The organism is Acidovorax sp. Leaf78 (assembly GCF_001422735.1).
In the GTDB taxonomy this organism is placed as follows: domain Bacteria; phylum Pseudomonadota; class Gammaproteobacteria; order Burkholderiales; family Burkholderiaceae_C; genus Acidovorax.
On record NZ_LMLZ01000023.1, the window covers coordinates 14541 to 29286 of the forward strand.

The window sequence follows — 14746 nt, forward strand, 5'->3', positions numbered from 1 at the left end:
CCACATTGATATCCACCTCAGGAAGGCAGATGCCTTCCAAATTCTTCCGGTAACGCAGGTTTCAACCCCTTGAGCAACTCGGCCAATACCGGCGCGCCCCAGGATTCCTGCCACCAGGGCGCCTCATGCATGGGCGTGAGGCCCGCCACCACGGCCACAGCCAACAGCAGCACCAAGCCCCTGAGCACCCCGAACACTGCGCCCAGCGTGCGGTCTGCCGGTCTGAGCCCGATGGCCTCGACCAGCTTCTTGGCCAGCCAGGTCAGAAAACCGCACACAAATACCGACCCGATGAAAACCACCGCGAATCCGGCGGCATACCGCAGCGACCCCGCCGACTCGCCCATGGGGAGCAACGCCGCCATATCGTCGGCAAACCACTGCGCCACAAAAAACGACACCACCCATCCGAGCAGCGACAGCACCTCGAACACCAGGCCCCGCCACGCGCCGATCAGCATCGACGCCAGCAGCACCGCCACAAAGATCCAGTCCAGGGCTGCCACGGACACGCTCAATCAATCAGTCAATGAATCAGTTAGCCGTCGGCCAGATCAACCTGAGCGCGACTCACAGCGCCAGCACCGACGCAGACAGGTCCAACGCCTTGATGCGGGCCGCCGCCTTGTCGGCCTCGGCACGGTCCGAAAACGGTCCGACGCGAACCCGCGTGCGCTTGCCGTCCTTGGTGTCCACTACCTGGGTATAGGTTTTCATGCCAGATCGCTCGACCTTGGTGCGCGCCTCGCGGGCCTTTTCGGCGTCGGCGAAGGCACCCACCTGCACGATGAACCGGCTTTCGTCGGGCTTGGCCGCAGTGGCCGCCGCAGCGGGCTCGGCCTGGCGGCCTTCGAGCAGCGCACGGGCGCGGGCCGCGTCATCGGGCCTGGTGGCCGGCTTGTGCTCTGGCGCAGGTTTGGGCTCGGGCTTGGGTTCTGGCTTCGCTTCAGGCTTGGCCGGCGTGGCGGCAGCCACGGCAGGCTTGGACGCTGCGGGGCGTGAGGAGCCTTGCACCAGTTCTTCGCCATCGGTAAGACCGTTGCCTGCGGCGTTACTGCGTGCGGGGGCCGTTGCCACACGCGGCGCTGGCGCAGCCGCCTCGGGAGCGGGGGTCGTCGCAGGCCTGGGCGCAGCAGCGGCAACAGGCGCCTGGGCCACAGGGCCGGGCACCACCAGCGGTGCGACCTTGTTGCGATCAGGAATCTCGATGGGAATGTCGACCGGGATCGGCCGGGGCTGCGTGTCGAACAGCATGGGAAAGCCGATGACGCCCACCAGCACCAGCACAGCCGCACCGATGAGCCGGTGGCGGGCACGCCGCCGCATCACTTCGATGCTGTCCGCCTGCGGGGCACGCGGACGCTTGGCGGGCTTTTCGGCCGGCGCCTGCTCACTCTGACCGGGCCAGCGAAACTTGAAAAATGCCATGGAGTAACGACTCGTTCAGACCTCGGATGCGTCCCTATTGGCCCAGATGTTTGGCGTGCAGGCGGGGCGTGCCGTTGACCAACACACCGCCCACCGTGAAAAACGAGCCAAAGACCACGATTCTATCAGCGGGGTCTGCCGCCTCGACCGCCGCCTGCAGGGCTGCCACGGGGTCTGCGTGCAAGCTCGACTCCACATCGCGGCGCCCGCCCGCCACCATGTGCACGGCGTTCCATTTCTGCTGCAGCACGGCTGCCGTCTCGGCCCGGGGCGTGGGCAGGTTGGTGAAGTACCAGCGGTCGATCAGCGGCCCCACCTTGGCCAGCATGGGCGCCAGGTCCTTGTCGGCCATGGCGCCAAAGACGGCGTGGGTGGTCGGAAAGAACCCCATCGCATCCAGATTGGCCGTGAGCGCCGCCACCGAATGCGGGTTGTGCGCCACGTCCAGCACCAGCGTCGGCTGGCCCGGCACGATCTGGAAGCGGCCGGGCAGCTCGACCATGGCCAAGCCATTGCGCACCGCCTGGGCCGTGACGGGAATGCGTTCGCGCAGGGCTTCGAACGCCGCCAGCACGCCCGACGCGTTGATCAGCTGGTTGGCGCCGCGCAGCGACGGGTAGGCCATGCCAGCGTAGCGGCGGCCCCGCCCGGCCCAGTTCCACTGCTGCTTGTCGCCCGAAAAGTTGAAGTCCTTGCCAAAGCGCCACAGGTCCGCCCCGATCTCCAGGGCGTGGTCGACCACGCTCTGCGGAGCCATCGGGTCGCTGACCACCACGGGGCGGCCGGTGCGCATGATGCCGGCCTTTTCGCGGCCGATGCTCTCCCGGTCGGGGCCCAGGAACTCGGTGTGGTCGATGTCGATGCTGGTGATGATGGCGCAGTCGGCATCGATCACGTTGGTGGCGTCGAGCCGCCCGCCCAGGCCCACCTCCAGGATGGCCAGGTCCAGGCGCGACTGGCTCATCAGGCGCAGGATGGCCAGCGTGGTGAATTCAAAATACGTGAGCGAAATTTCATCGCCGTTTTGCACCCTGGCGCTTTCCACGGCAGCGAAGTGCGCTATCAAATCAGATGCACCCACGATCTCGCCGTGGATGCGGCAGCGTTCTTCAAAGTGCACCAGGTGGGGCGAGGTGTACACCCCCGTGCGGTAGCCCGACTGCAGCGCGACCGCCTCCAGCATGGCGCAGGTGGAGCCTTTGCCGTTGGTGCCTGCCACGGTGATCACGGGGCAGTCGAAGCGCAGCGCCATGCGCTGGGCCACCTCGCGCACACGGTCGAGGCCCATGTCGATATTGCGGGGGTGCAGCTGCTCGCAGTGGCGCAGCCAGTCTTCCAGGGTGTGATGGGTGGTGTGCATACAGGGCGGGATTGTCGCCCACCGCGCAATTGCCGGATGATGTGCGCCATGACAACCTCACACATCACTCTCTACGGCATTCCCAACTGCGACACGGTCAAGAAATCCCGCGCCTGGTTCACGGAACAGGGGCTGGAGCACGTGTTCCACGACTTCAAAAAACAGGGCGTGCCCGCCGACCGGTTGCCCGGCTGGATGAACGCCGTAGGCTGGGAAAAGCTGGTCAACCGCCAGGGAACCACCTGGCGCAAGCTCGACTCCGACACCCAGTCGGCGGTGAAGGACGAAAGCAGTGCCAGCACCCTTCTCCAGGCCCAGCCCAGTGTCGTCAAGCGCCCGGTGGTGGAGTGGCGCCAAGGCGGCAAGACCCATGTTTCAGTGGGTTTTGTGCCTGATCAATGGCTGGCTTGGCGCGGAGAGGGCGAAAAAGCCTGAATCAATGCGTGAAGACCGGAGATATCGCACAAATCTTTACGCAGATTTACGGCTTCACGGCCCGGAATTGACCTCGCAGGCCTAAACTTTTCCACAGTCTGGTGCGTTATGTACCGACCCGAAAGGAGTTTCTCCATGAAAAAGATCGTCATTTTTTCCGCCATCGCAGCCGTTGCCACGGTGGCCAGCGCTCAGGAACAGGGCCGCGTGCTGTCGGCCACGCCTGTCGTGCAGCAAATCGCCACGCCCCAGCAGGTCTGCGGCAATGAAACCGTCTACAACGGCAACCGCACGACCGGCGCTGGCGCCGTGGTGGGCGCGATTGCCGGTGGCGCAGCCGGCAATGCCATCGGCAAGGGCAGCGGCCGGGCCGCCGCCACAGCCATCGGCTTGATCGGTGGCGCCGTGATCGGCAACCAGATCGAGGGCGGCCAGCCGCAGTACCAGAACGTGCAGCGCTGCACCACCGAGACGTACTACCAGAACCGCACCGTGGGCTACGACGTGGTCTATGAATATGCCGGCCGCCAGTACACCACCCGCACCCAGCACGACCCAGGCCGCTGGATTCCGGTGAGCGTGCAGCCTGGCCAGACCTATTCCACGCAGCCCGACCCGTATGCGTCCCAGGGCGTGTACAGCCAGCCTGGCGTGGTCACGTCGACCTATCCGGTGCAGCCTGTGTACCAGCAGCCCACCTACGTGACGCCGCCCGTGACAGTGATCGAGTACGGGTACGACCGCCCCTACCACCACCGCAATCCGTACTGGCGCTAAGCCCCTCGCAGGGCCCGCTTGGTAGCCCAAAAGAGCCCTTTGAGGGCTCTTTTTTCATGGCCTTTGCAAACCCGCAGCGCCGCACCGCACAAACACTGCGAGCGCGCTGTCGGGCAGGCCACGCCCCCTGCCCTAAAATCGCGGGTTTCCTCCAACCCAAACCAGCGCATCCATGACCACCGAAAAAATCGACGGCGTGTCCGTCACCACCCAGGCCAACGTGTACTTTGACGGCAAGTGCGTGAGCCACGGCATCACCTTCCTTGATGGCACGAAGAAGTCGGTGGGCGTGGTGCTGCCCGCAACGCTCACGTTCAACACCGGCGCGCCGGAAATCATGGAATGCGTGGCGGGCTCGTGCGAGTACAAGCTCGACGGCACCGACAGCTGGGTGAAGTCCGCGGCGGGCGAGAAGTTCAGCGTGCCGGGCAACTCCAAGTTCGACATCCGCGTGACCGAGGCGTACCACTACATCTGCCATTTCGGCTGATCCGGACCCTCCCCTTCGACGACGACAACGGACACCGCAATGGCCACCATCCTCCAAAACCTGCCCACCGGCCAGAAGGTCGGCATCGCCTTCTCCGGCGGCCTCGACACCAGCGCAGCCCTGCACTGGATGAAGCTCAAGGGCGCCGTGCCCTACGCCTACACCGCCAACCTGGGCCAGCCCGACGAGCCCGACTACGACGCCATCCCCCGCAAGGCGATGGAGTACGGCGCTGAAAAGGCCCGCCTGATCGACTGCCGCGTGCAGCTGGCCCACGAAGGCATCGCCGCGCTGCAGGCCGGCGCCTTTCACATCAGCACCGGCGGCCTGACCTACTTCAACACCACGCCCCTGGGCCGTGCCGTGACCGGCACCATGCTGGTGGCGGCCATGAAGGAAGACGACGTCAACATCTGGGGCGACGGCTCGACCTTCAAGGGCAACGACATCGAGCGCTTTTACCGCTACGGCCTGCTGACCAACCCGTCGCTCAAGATCTACAAGCCCTGGCTGGACCAGCTGTTCATCGACGAGCTGGGCGGCCGTGCCGAGATGTCGGCGTTCATGACGCAAGCGGGCTTCGGCTACAAGATGAGCGCCGAGAAGGCCTACAGCACCGACAGCAACATGCTGGGCGCCACGCACGAGGCCAAGGACCTGGAGTTTCTCTCCAGCGGCATCCGCATCGTGAACCCCATCATGGGCGTGGCGTTCTGGAAGGACGATGTGGCGGTCAAAGCCGAGGAAGTCTCGGTGACCTTCCACGAAGGCCAGCCTGTCGCCCTGAACGGCAAGGAGTTCAACGACCCGGTCGAGCTGATCCTGGAAGCCAACCGCATCGGCGGACGCCACGGCCTGGGCATGAGCGACCAGATCGAGAACCGCATCATCGAAGCCAAGAGCCGCGGCATCTACGAGGCCCCGGGCCTGGCGCTGCTGCACATTGCCTACGAACGCCTGGTGACCGGCATCCACAACGAAGACACGATCGAGCAGTACCGCATGAACGGCCTGAAACTGGGCCGCCTGCTGTACCAGGGCCGCTGGTTCGACCCGCAGGCCATCATGCTGCGCGAAACCGCCCAGCGCTGGGTGGCACGCGCCATCACCGGCACCGTGTCGCTGGAGCTGCGCCGCGGCAACGACTATTCGCTGCTGAACACCGAATCGCCCAACCTGACCTACGCGCCCGAGCGCCTGTCGATGGAAAAGGTCGAAGACGCGCCGTTCAGCCCGCTGGACCGCATCGGCCAGCTGACCATGCGCAACCTGGACATCTCGGACACGCGCAACAAGCTGGGCGTGTACGCCAAGTCCGGCCTGCTGTCGCTGGGCGGCAACGCGGCCCTGGCCCAGTTGGAAAACGACCGCAAGTGAGGTCCAGGTGGGCGTGGCACCGGAGAGCAATCCCGGACGCCCTCACCCCACCTGTTACGGCGGCACGGAGCACGGCTCCCTAGGCTGCACCAGTGTTGAATAAGCATAAAAATAGCCCGTACCGCTTGATAGACAAGCGCTAGCAGCTATCAAACATATAGCAAAGCCACCGATCATTGATCCGGTGGCTTTTTGCATGGTGCGCCGGTCTCTAAACCTCAGCGGACCGGGGCACCGCGCCGAACGCGCTATACCACCACCGGCTCAGGCTCCAGGCGGATGCCGAAGCGCTCGTACACGCTGGTCTGGATCGCCTTGGCCAAGGTCATCACCTCGCCGCCGGTCACGCTGTCGGCACCCTGCCCCCGGTTGACCAGCACCAGCGCCTGCTTTTCGTACACGCCCGCCTTGCCGATGGATTTGCCCTTCCAGCCGCAGGCGTCGATGAGCCAGCCGGCGGCCAGCTTGATGCTGCCGTCCGGCATGGGGTAGTGCACGATGCGCGGCTCGCGGGCGATGATGTCGGCGCACTGGTCGGGCGAGACGGTGGGGTTCTTGAAGAAGCTGCCGGCGTTGCCCACCACCGCGGGGTCGGGCAGCTTGGCGCGGCGGATCTCGCAGATCCAGTTAAAGATCTGCTGGGCGGTGGGCTGCTGCACACCCTCGTCGGCCATGCGACGCTCCAGGTCCACGTAGCCCAGCACCGGCTTCCAGGGCTTGGGCAGATGAAAGCGCACATGGGTGATGACGGCCCGCCCCTGCAGGCCCATGCCGCGCGGCAGGCCATTGGCGTCCAGCGCGTCAGAAGGCGCGCCATGCTTGAACACCGAGTCCCGGTAGCCAAAGCCGCACTGCGCCGCATCCAGCGTGAACGACTGGCCGGTGGCCAGATCGATGGCGTCCAGCGACTCGAACCGGTCCTGCAGCTCCACGCCGTAGGCGCCAATGTTCTGCACGGGCGATGCGCCCACCGTGCCCGGGATGAGCGCCAGGTTCTCCAGCCCTGGAAAGCCGTTTGCCAGCGTCCAGGCCACGCAGTCGTGCCAGGCCTCGCCGGCACCGGCCTCCACGATCCAGGCCTTGGGCGTTTCTTCCACCAGGCGCAGGCCCTTGATCTCCATCTTGAGCACCACCGGCTTCACGTCGCCCGTGAGGATGATGTTGCTGCCGCCGCCCAGCACGAACTTGGGGGCGGGCGCCAGTTGCGGGTCAGCCAGCACGGCCAGCACATCCGAAGAGGCGTGGATGCGCACCAGGGTCTGGGCGCGCGCGGCGATGCCAAAGGTGTTGCAGGGCTGCAAAGGGGCGTTTTTCTCGACTACCATTGGCCCGATTGTCGCATCGGGCCTTGCGTGCCCCCTGCCCACACCCCCTGTTTCCCCGAGATTGATTGAGAGTAGTCACCATGCCATCTTTTGACACCGTCTGCGAAGCCAACCTGGTCGAAGTGAAGAATGCGGTCGAAAACACCGCCAAGGAAATCGCCACCCGTTTCGACTTCAAGGGCACATCGGCCAGCATCGAAATCAAGGACAAGGACATCACCCTGGTCGGCGATGCCGACTTCCAGCTCACCCAGATCGAAGACGTGCTGCGCAACAAGCTCACCAAGCGCAATGTGGATGTGCGCTTTCTGGACATGGGCGACGTGCAGAAGATCGGCGGCGACAAGGTCAAGCAGGTCATCAAGGTGAAGAACGGCATCGAGAGCGAGCTGGCCAAGAAGATCCAGAAGCTGCTCAAGGAGAGCAAGCTCAAGGTCCAGGGCGCCATCCAGGAAGACAAGGTGCGCGTGACCGGCGCCAAGCGCGACGACCTGCAGGCCGCCATGGCACTGATCCGCAAGGATGTGACGGACGTGCCGCTGTCGTTCGACAACTTCAGGGACTAGGCCTGTGTGGCAACCCCCTGAGGCGCTGCGCGCCTTTCCCCTTCTCTCGCGCTTTGCGCGGGAAGGGGGACGACGCCAGCGCGGCGGGGCGGCCCTTGCGCGGCGTCTGCTGGCTTTGGCAGCGCCAGTATCCACGGGGGCGCGTTGTACGACGCACAGTGGCAGCACATCCATGAAAACCAGACTCCTCCTGCCACTCGCTCCCGTCATCGCCGCCTTGTGCCTGGCACCTGCCTTGGCGCACGCCCAGTCGGTGGGCATTGCAGGCATGCTAGGCAGCAAGGCGCTGCTGGTGGTGGATGCACATCCGCCACGGGCGCTGGGCGCAGGGGATGAGTTCCAGGGGGTCAAGGTCTTGTCCGTAGGCAAGGACGAGGCCACGGTCGAGGTCAAGGGTGCGCAGCGCGTGCTGCGCCTTGGCGAAGCGCCGGTGAGCGTAGGCAGAAAGGGCGGCAGCGGCAAGCGCGTGGTGATGATGGCCGACAGCCGCGGGCACTTCGTGAACAGCGGCACCATCAACGGCCGGGTGATGCAGTACATGGTGGACACCGGAGCGTCGTCCGTGGCCATTGGCCGGGCGGATGCCGACCGCATGGGCTTGAACTACCTGAACGGCCAGCCGGTGCGCATGAACACCGCCAACGGCGTCACGCAGGGCTGGCGCATCAAGCTCGATTCGGTGCGGCTGGGCGATGTGGAAGTGTTCGGTATCGAGGCGGTCATCACGCCCCAACCCATGCCGTACGTGCTGCTGGGCAACAGCCTGCTGAACGAGTTCCAGATGACCCGCATCAACAACGAGATGGTGCTGGAAAAGCGCAACTGACCGCGCAGCCAGCCCACAAGCACCCCAGCACGTCCTCCACACCCGGCCATGTCCGTCCAATACCCCAACGGAAACCACCACGCCGAAGGCGAATACGAGGACCTGCTGAGCCTGTGGTCGGACCTAGAGGCCGCCCTGTCGGTGCTGCTCTCGCGGCCGCTGCAGGTGCAGGACTTTCCGGCCAAGGTGCGCCAGTTCGACGGCTGGCTGCAGGACCTGGTGGCGCACGACATCGATGCCGCGCTGTATTTGATGTTCCAGCTGGCGTCCACGTCCACCGTGGGTTACAGCGCGTCGCACGCGCTGGTGTGCGGCACGCTGTGCCACATCATGGCGCAGGAGCTGCAGCTGCCCCAGCGTGAACGCGACAGCCTGGTGCGCGCAGCCCTGACGATGAACATCGGCATGACCGCCCTGCAGGACGAACTGGCCGAGCAGCGCGAACGCCCCACCAGCGCGCAGCAAGAGGCGATCAAGGGCCACCCCGAAGAAAGCATGCTGGTGCTGGAGCGCCTGTTCATCAGCGACGCTCTGTGGCTGGATGTGGTGGGGCAGCACCATGCCAGCATTGCCGACCGGGTGCCGCTGGCGCAGCAAGACCCTGAAGACCGCCTCACCCGCATCCTGGGCACCATCGACCGCTACGCGGCCATGATCAGCCCGCGCAAGTCCCGCGCCGGCCGCAGCGCGACCGACTCAGTACGGGCCATCGTGGGGCAGGAGATCGACCAGCGCGACGAGGTGAGCTACACGCTGGTGCGCTCCATCGGCCTGTGCCCGCCGGGCACCTTTGTGAAGCTGGACAACGGTGAAACCGCCATCGTGCTGCGCCGCAGCGAAAAAGCCAACCACCCGCTGGTCGCGAGCCTGCTGGACCGCAGCGGCCAACACCATGCGCAGCCGAGCCTGTACCAGACCGCCAGCGGCAAGCCGCGCATCCAGTCGGCCCTGGCCCGGTCTGCCGTGAGCCTGGAGCTCAACCACCGCACGATGATGCGGCTGGGCCTGTATGCGGCACAGCACAGCGCCGGGCCGCGCAGCTTTCCGACGGGCCCGAGCACGCTCTAGCCCCAGGTCAGCTCAGGCCAACACGCCACGCCAGGCACCGTGGTTTGATGCGTCGGCCGGTACGGTGGGGCTGACACAGGGTAGGCAACGGCCCGCGCAAGCCGTACGACCTGCACACCCCGCCAAACCCCTAGAACCCACTACTTGGTGCTCTTGCCCGCAGCCTCTGCGCCCGGCTTGGCCTTCTTGCTGCCCAGGCGCGACTCCTTGCCCGCAATCAGCCGCTGGATGTTTTCCTTGTGGCGCCAAGCAAGCAGCAGCGCCATCACCACGATGGACGCCGCAATCGTGCCTTCGGCATACCAGACCACGCCATCCACCAGCAGGTAGTACACAGGCGCAAACGCCGCAGCCACCAGCGAGGCCAGCGACGAGTACCGAAAGAAGAACGCGATGATGACCCAGGTGAGCGCGGTGGCCAGGCCCAGCCACGGGCTGATGCCCATCAGCACGCCCAGTGCGGTGGCCACGCCCTTGCCGCCCTCGAAGCGGAAGAACAGGGGCCACAGATGCCCCAGGAACGCCGCCAGGCCCACCATGGCCACCGTGCCGTCTTCCAGGCCATAGGGGTGGCCGAACCACATCACCAGCGCCACGGGCAGCCAGCCCTTCAGGGCATCAAGCAGCAACGTGATGATGGCCGCGGCCTTGGAGCCCGAGCGCAGCACGTTCGTGGCGCCAGGGTTCTTGCTGCCGTAGGTGCGCGGGTCGCTCAGGCCCATGACGCGCGTCACGATGACGGCGAACGACAGCGAGCCCAGCAGGTAGGCGGCCACGGTGGCAAGCAGGGGGTAGACGGCAGTCAAAGCAATTCCTCGTTGGTCGGTGGATCAGCCTTCTGGCGGGCTGTGGTCAGGGCGGCCTATTCTGCCAGCGCGCAGTGCACGGGCTTGGCACCCAGCAACTGCACGCACACCTGCGGGTCCAGCTGCACCAGAAAGCCCCGCCGCCCGCCGTTGATGGCGATGCGGGGCAGTTCCAGAATGGTCTCTTCGATGTACACCGGCATGGTGCGCCGCGTGCCGAACGGCGAGGTGCCGCCCACCAAGTAGCCGCTGTGCCGGTTGGCCACCTCCGGCGCGCACGGCTCCACCGATTTGGCGCCGATCTGGCGCGCCAGATTCTTGGTGGAGACCTTGCGGTTGCCGTGCATCAGCACCAGGAGCGGCTTGGCGTCCTGGTCCTGCATCACCAGCGTCTTGACGACGGTGAAAGGATCGAGCCCCAGCACCTCGGCACTGTGCAGCGCGCCGCCGTGCTCCAGGTACTCGTACGGATGCTCGGTGAAGGCGACCTTGTTCGCCTTGAGCAACTGGGTGGCTTGGGTTTCGGAGACGTGTTCTTTCTTGGCCATGGTGCGGTCTGGGTAGGAAGCGAATGGTAGCCACTTGCCGAGCCGCCCGCCCGCCGTGCGACGGCTGCCGACGCCAGTGCCGCCCGCGCCGTCACGGCCACGCGGACTGCGCGGCGCCCCGTGCCTTGCGCCGCCCGACCTTGCGCTTGCCGTACTGCTCGATGGCGGCCACCAGCGCATCGGTGAACTGCTGCACCAGCGCCGACGGTACCCGCCCGTCCCCCGCCAGTACCTGCAGGCGCCGCTGCTGCAGCTGCGCCTCGTCGAAAGGCCGGGCCGCCAGCAGGCCCGCTTCCACCCAGCGCGCCGCGGTCAGGTAGCTGGCCAGCGCCACGTCCTGGCCGCTGAGCAGCGGCAGCAGCGCGGACGAGAAGTTGCTCTCCACCGCCGGCACATAGCGCAGCCCCTGCACCGCGCAGCTCAGGTCGAACAGCTGCCGTCCGGTGGTGCTGTTGGCGCCCATCAGCAGCGGGTAGCGCACCACATCGGCCACCGACACGCTGCGCTGGCGCGCCAGCGGGTGCTGCGCCGGCATGATCGCGTAGATGGGTGCGATGGCCGAGTGCAGCACCTGCAGCCCCTTCTCGGGCGCCACGCTGTATTTGAGCGCCAGGTCGACCTCCCCGCGCAGCACCAGGGCCGACACCTCCTGCGGCACGGCCACCTGCAATTGCAGCTGCACCTGCGGGTGGGCCTGCCGAAAGCTGGACATCACCAGCGGCATGAAGGTGGCGGCAAAACCCTCGGTACAGGCCACGCGCACGCGCACGGCGCCCTGGGCCGACAAGCCCTGCAGTTGATCCACGAGTTCGGTCGCTTGCGCGTCGTGCGCATTGGCGTGGGCCAAGAGGTGGGTGCCTGCCTCGGTCAGCGCCATGCCGCGTGCCTGGCGCTCGAACAGCACCACGCCCAGGCTGTCCTCCAGCTTGCCCAGCTGGCGGCTCACGGCCGAGGCCGCCACATGCAGGCGCTGCGCCGCCTGGTTGACGGAGCCCGTGCGCGCCACCTCCAGAAAGTAGCGCACGGGCAGGCTGAGCAGTGAAATCGGCATGGCGGCGTCCAGTCACAAAAAGGCAATGGTCAGTTGCCAAATCTCTATTCAAAGCAATGGTAAACCGGCTTCCATCTTGCATGGCTTAGGGCTCCAATTCACCCATGCCCGTGTGCACATGCCGCGCCGCCTTGTGGCAGCTGCAACCTGCGCCCAGGCCTCACCACCGGAGTCCGCATGAAAAAACGCCTCGTTCGCCCCTCGTTGTTGTCCGCCGTACTGGCCACCTTGGCAATCCTTGCCGGTGTCGGCACCCCCTCCTTCGCCCAGACGGCTGCGCAGCCGGATGCGTGGCCCCAGCGGTCCGTGCGCCTGGTGGTGCCGTTTCCGCCCGGCGGCGGCACCGACGCCGTGGCCCGCGCGCTGGGCCAGAAGCTGGCCACCCGCCTGGGCCAGCCGGTCGTCGTCGACAACAAGCCCGGCGCCTCCACCATCATCGGCACCGACAGCGTGGTCAAAGCCGAGCCCGATGGCTACACCCTGCTGGTGTCGGGCTCCACCAGCTACACCGTCAACGCCGCGCTGCGCCCCAAGCTGCCCTACGACCCGCTCAAGGACCTGGCCCCGGTGGCCATCATTGCGCGCGCACCGCTGGTGGTGGTGGTCAGTGCCACCTCGCCGTACAAGGACCTGGCGGGGCTGCTGGCAGCGGCCAAAGCCGCGCCCAAGACCATCAACTACGCCACCTTCGGCTCGGGCTCTGCACCGCACCTGGTGGGCGCGCTGATCGAGCAGGCGGCCGATGTGCGCCTGCAGGACGTGCCCTACCGCGGCAGCGCCCAGGCCATGATGGGCCTGATCGGCGGCGAGATCCAGATGGCCGTCGACACCGTGGCCAGCGCCGCGCCGCACGTGCGGTCCGGCAAGCTGCGCGCCCTGGCCATTGCGGGCAACGAGCGCGCCCGCGCCCTGCCCACGGTGCCCACCGTGCAGGAGCTCAAGCTGCCCGACGCGGCCTTCGACGGCTGGTACGCCGTGGCAGCGCCCGCGCGCACGCCGGCGCCCATCGTGGACAAGCTGCTCAAGGAAGTGGAAGCCGCCCTGCGCGACCCGCAGTTGCAGGAGCAAATCCGCGCCCAGGGCATGGAGCCGGTGTTCATCGGCCCCAAAGCCATGCACACCGCCATGGACAACGAGATCGGCCGCTACCGCGCACTGGCCCACCGCGCCAAGATCGTGGTGGACTGATGAATGCAGAGACGACAACCTCAGGAAGGACCCGCACGATGACCCGCGAACAACTGATAGACAGCGTCCAGCACTACTTCGACGACGGCCGCTTCGAGGGCGACCTGCGCCGCCGCGTGGCCTGGCGCACCGAGAGCGACACCGGCAAGGTGCCGCCCGAACTGCGCCTGTACCTTACCGATGAAATGGTGCCGTGGCTGGCGCCCCTGGGCTTCGACTGCCAGGTGCTGGACAACCCCTCGCCCCAGGGTGGGCCGTTCCTCGTCGCGCGGCGCGTGGAAGACCCGGCCCTGCCCACCGTGCTCACCTACGGCCACGGCGACGTGGTCAACGGGCAGGAGAGCAACTGGCGCGAGGGCCTCTCTCCCTGGGAGATGACCATCGAAGGCAACCGCTGGTACGGCCGCGGCACGGCGGACAACAAGGGCCAGCACACGGTGAGCCTGGCCGCCCTCGCCCACGCCATCGAAGCGCGCAGCGGCCGCCTGGGCTACAACGTGACCTTGATCATGGAGATGGGCGAGGAAGCGGGCTCGCCCGGCCTGGCGGCGTTCTGCGAGCAGCACAGCGATGAGCTGAAGGCCGACCTGTTCGTCGCCAGCGACGGCCCCCGCGTGAATGCGGGCCACCCCACCCTCTTTCTCGGGTCGCGCGGCGCGATCAACTTCTCGCTCACCGTGCGCAGCCGCGACAAGGCCTACCACTCGGGCAACTGGGGCGGCGTGCTGGCCAACCCGGCCACGGTGGTCACGCATGCGCTGGCAACGCTGGTGGATGCCCAGGGCCGCATCCTCGTCAAAGGCCTGCTGCCGCCCTCGGTGCCCGACAAGCTGCGCACCGCGCTGAAAGACGTGGTGATCGGCGCCGGTGCGGACGACCCCGCGCTCACGCCCGGCTGGGGCGAGCCGGGCCTTACGCCCGCCGAGCAGTTGGTGGGCTGGAATACGCTGGAGGTGCTGGCGCTGGGCTCCGGCAATGCGCAACGTCCGATCAATGCCATTCCGTCCAGCGCGGTGGCGCACTGCCAGCTGCGCTTCGTGGTGGGCACCGACTGGCGCAACGTGGAACGCACGCTGCGCGAGCACCTGGACGCCCATGGTTTCGCTGATGTGGAGATCACCATGGGCATGGTGTGCGGGGCCACGCGGCTGGACCTGCACAACCCCTGGGTGGACTGGACCCTGGCCTCGCTGCAGTCCAGCGCCGGCCAGGCCGCCACGCTGCTGCCCAACCTGGCGGGCTCGCTGCCCAACGACATCTTTGCCGACCAGTTGGGCCTGCCCACGCTGTGGGTGCCGCATTCGTACCCGGCCTGCGCGCAGCACGCACCCAACGAGCATCTGCTGGCGTCGGTGGCGCGCGAAGGGCTTGCGGTGATGGCCGGCTTGTTCTGGGATTTGGGCGAGGCCCACGGCGTGCCGTGGAAGGAAGGCGCGCTGACCACACAAGTAGCCCCGTCGACGGTGTGAGCTACTGGCCGCGACCCGTCGCGCGTGGCCTA

The 14746-nt window shown here is 66.7% G+C and carries 16 protein-coding genes; 9 read left to right on the top strand and 7 right to left on the bottom strand.

Features of this window, described 5'->3' with window-relative positions; genetic code table 11:
- Positions 1-17: 17 nt before the first annotated feature.
- From ASF16_RS20785 to folC, 3 genes are all read right to left on the bottom strand, one after another.
- Positions 18-506, bottom strand: a complete 489-nt coding sequence (locus tag ASF16_RS20785; protein ID WP_056172235.1) for a CvpA family protein — start codon at positions 504-506, stop codon at positions 18-20.
- 64 nt (positions 507-570) lie between these two features.
- Positions 571-1428: an SPOR domain-containing protein gene (locus ASF16_RS20790; protein ID WP_056171795.1), complete on the bottom strand. Its 858-nt coding sequence runs from the start codon at positions 1426-1428 to the stop codon at positions 571-573.
- Positions 1429-1462: 34 nt separating this feature from the next.
- Positions 1463-2788, bottom strand: a complete 1326-nt coding sequence (folC, locus tag ASF16_RS20795; RefSeq protein WP_056171796.1) for a bifunctional tetrahydrofolate synthase/dihydrofolate synthase — start codon at positions 2786-2788, stop codon at positions 1463-1465.
- Positions 2789-2836: 48 nt separating this feature from the next.
- Here folC and ASF16_RS20800 point away from each other — a divergent pair, with 48 nt between their 5' ends.
- The 4 genes from ASF16_RS20800 (at position 2837) to argG (ending at position 5867) form a co-directional block, all read left to right on the top strand.
- Complete coding sequence (locus tag ASF16_RS20800; RefSeq protein ID WP_056172237.1) at positions 2837-3223, top strand: arsenate reductase; 387 nt, start codon at positions 2837-2839, stop codon at positions 3221-3223.
- A gap of 135 nt (positions 3224-3358) precedes the next feature.
- A complete protein-coding gene (locus ASF16_RS20805) occupies positions 3359-4000 on the top strand; it encodes a glycine zipper 2TM domain-containing protein (protein ID WP_056171798.1) in 642 nt (213 codons plus the stop codon).
- A gap of 172 nt (positions 4001-4172) precedes the next feature.
- Positions 4173-4490: a pyrimidine/purine nucleoside phosphorylase gene (locus ASF16_RS20810; protein ID WP_056171800.1), complete on the top strand. Its 318-nt coding sequence runs from the start codon at positions 4173-4175 to the stop codon at positions 4488-4490.
- Positions 4491-4529: 39 nt separating this feature from the next.
- A complete protein-coding gene (gene argG, locus ASF16_RS20815; protein ID WP_056171802.1) occupies positions 4530-5867 on the top strand; it encodes an argininosuccinate synthase in 1338 nt (445 codons plus the stop codon).
- Between the two features lie 248 nt (positions 5868-6115).
- Here the strand turns inward: argG and murB are convergent, their stop codons facing one another.
- Positions 6116-7192 (bottom strand): UDP-N-acetylmuramate dehydrogenase, encoded by a 1077-nt coding sequence (murB, locus tag ASF16_RS20820; RefSeq protein ID WP_056171804.1) that lies wholly within the window; start codon positions 7190-7192, stop codon positions 6116-6118.
- Between the two features lie 80 nt (positions 7193-7272).
- On the opposite strand from murB, the gene ASF16_RS20825 reads away from it, so the two are divergent.
- The 3 genes from ASF16_RS20825 to ASF16_RS20835 all read left to right on the top strand — a co-directional run bounded on the left by ASF16_RS20825 (position 7273) and on the right by ASF16_RS20835 (position 9652).
- Complete coding sequence (locus ASF16_RS20825) at positions 7273-7758, top strand: YajQ family cyclic di-GMP-binding protein (protein ID WP_056171806.1); 486 nt, start codon at positions 7273-7275, stop codon at positions 7756-7758.
- Positions 7759-7930: 172 nt separating this feature from the next.
- On the top strand, positions 7931-8584 hold the full coding sequence (locus ASF16_RS20830; protein WP_056171809.1) for a TIGR02281 family clan AA aspartic protease: 654 nt from the start codon (positions 7931-7933) through the stop codon (positions 8582-8584).
- Between the two features lie 48 nt (positions 8585-8632).
- Positions 8633-9652: an HD-GYP domain-containing protein gene (locus ASF16_RS20835; protein ID WP_056171810.1), complete on the top strand. Its 1020-nt coding sequence runs from the start codon at positions 8633-8635 to the stop codon at positions 9650-9652.
- A gap of 140 nt (positions 9653-9792) precedes the next feature.
- Here ASF16_RS20835 and plsY read toward each other — a convergent pair whose 3' ends face one another.
- From plsY to ASF16_RS20850, 3 genes are all read right to left on the bottom strand, one after another.
- Positions 9793-10458, bottom strand: a complete 666-nt coding sequence (plsY, locus tag ASF16_RS20840) for a glycerol-3-phosphate 1-O-acyltransferase PlsY (protein ID WP_056171812.1) — start codon at positions 10456-10458, stop codon at positions 9793-9795.
- A 56-nt stretch (positions 10459-10514) separates the two neighbouring features.
- A complete protein-coding gene (locus tag ASF16_RS20845) occupies positions 10515-11006 on the bottom strand; it encodes an aminoacyl-tRNA deacylase (RefSeq protein ID WP_056171815.1) in 492 nt (163 codons plus the stop codon).
- Between the two features lie 91 nt (positions 11007-11097).
- Positions 11098-12057, bottom strand: a complete 960-nt coding sequence (locus ASF16_RS20850) for a LysR family transcriptional regulator (RefSeq protein ID WP_056171817.1) — start codon at positions 12055-12057, stop codon at positions 11098-11100.
- A gap of 177 nt (positions 12058-12234) precedes the next feature.
- On the opposite strand from ASF16_RS20850, the gene ASF16_RS20855 reads away from it, so the two are divergent.
- Together ASF16_RS20855 and ASF16_RS20860 are read left to right on the top strand one after the other, a co-directional pair.
- Entirely contained in the window at positions 12235-13245 is a 1011-nt protein-coding gene (locus ASF16_RS20855; protein WP_056171819.1) for a tripartite tricarboxylate transporter substrate binding protein, read from the top strand.
- 38 nt (positions 13246-13283) lie between these two features.
- On the top strand, positions 13284-14714 hold the full coding sequence (locus ASF16_RS20860; protein ID WP_056171821.1) for a M20 family metallopeptidase: 1431 nt from the start codon (positions 13284-13286) through the stop codon (positions 14712-14714).
- The last annotated feature ends 32 nt before the right edge of the window (positions 14715-14746 follow it).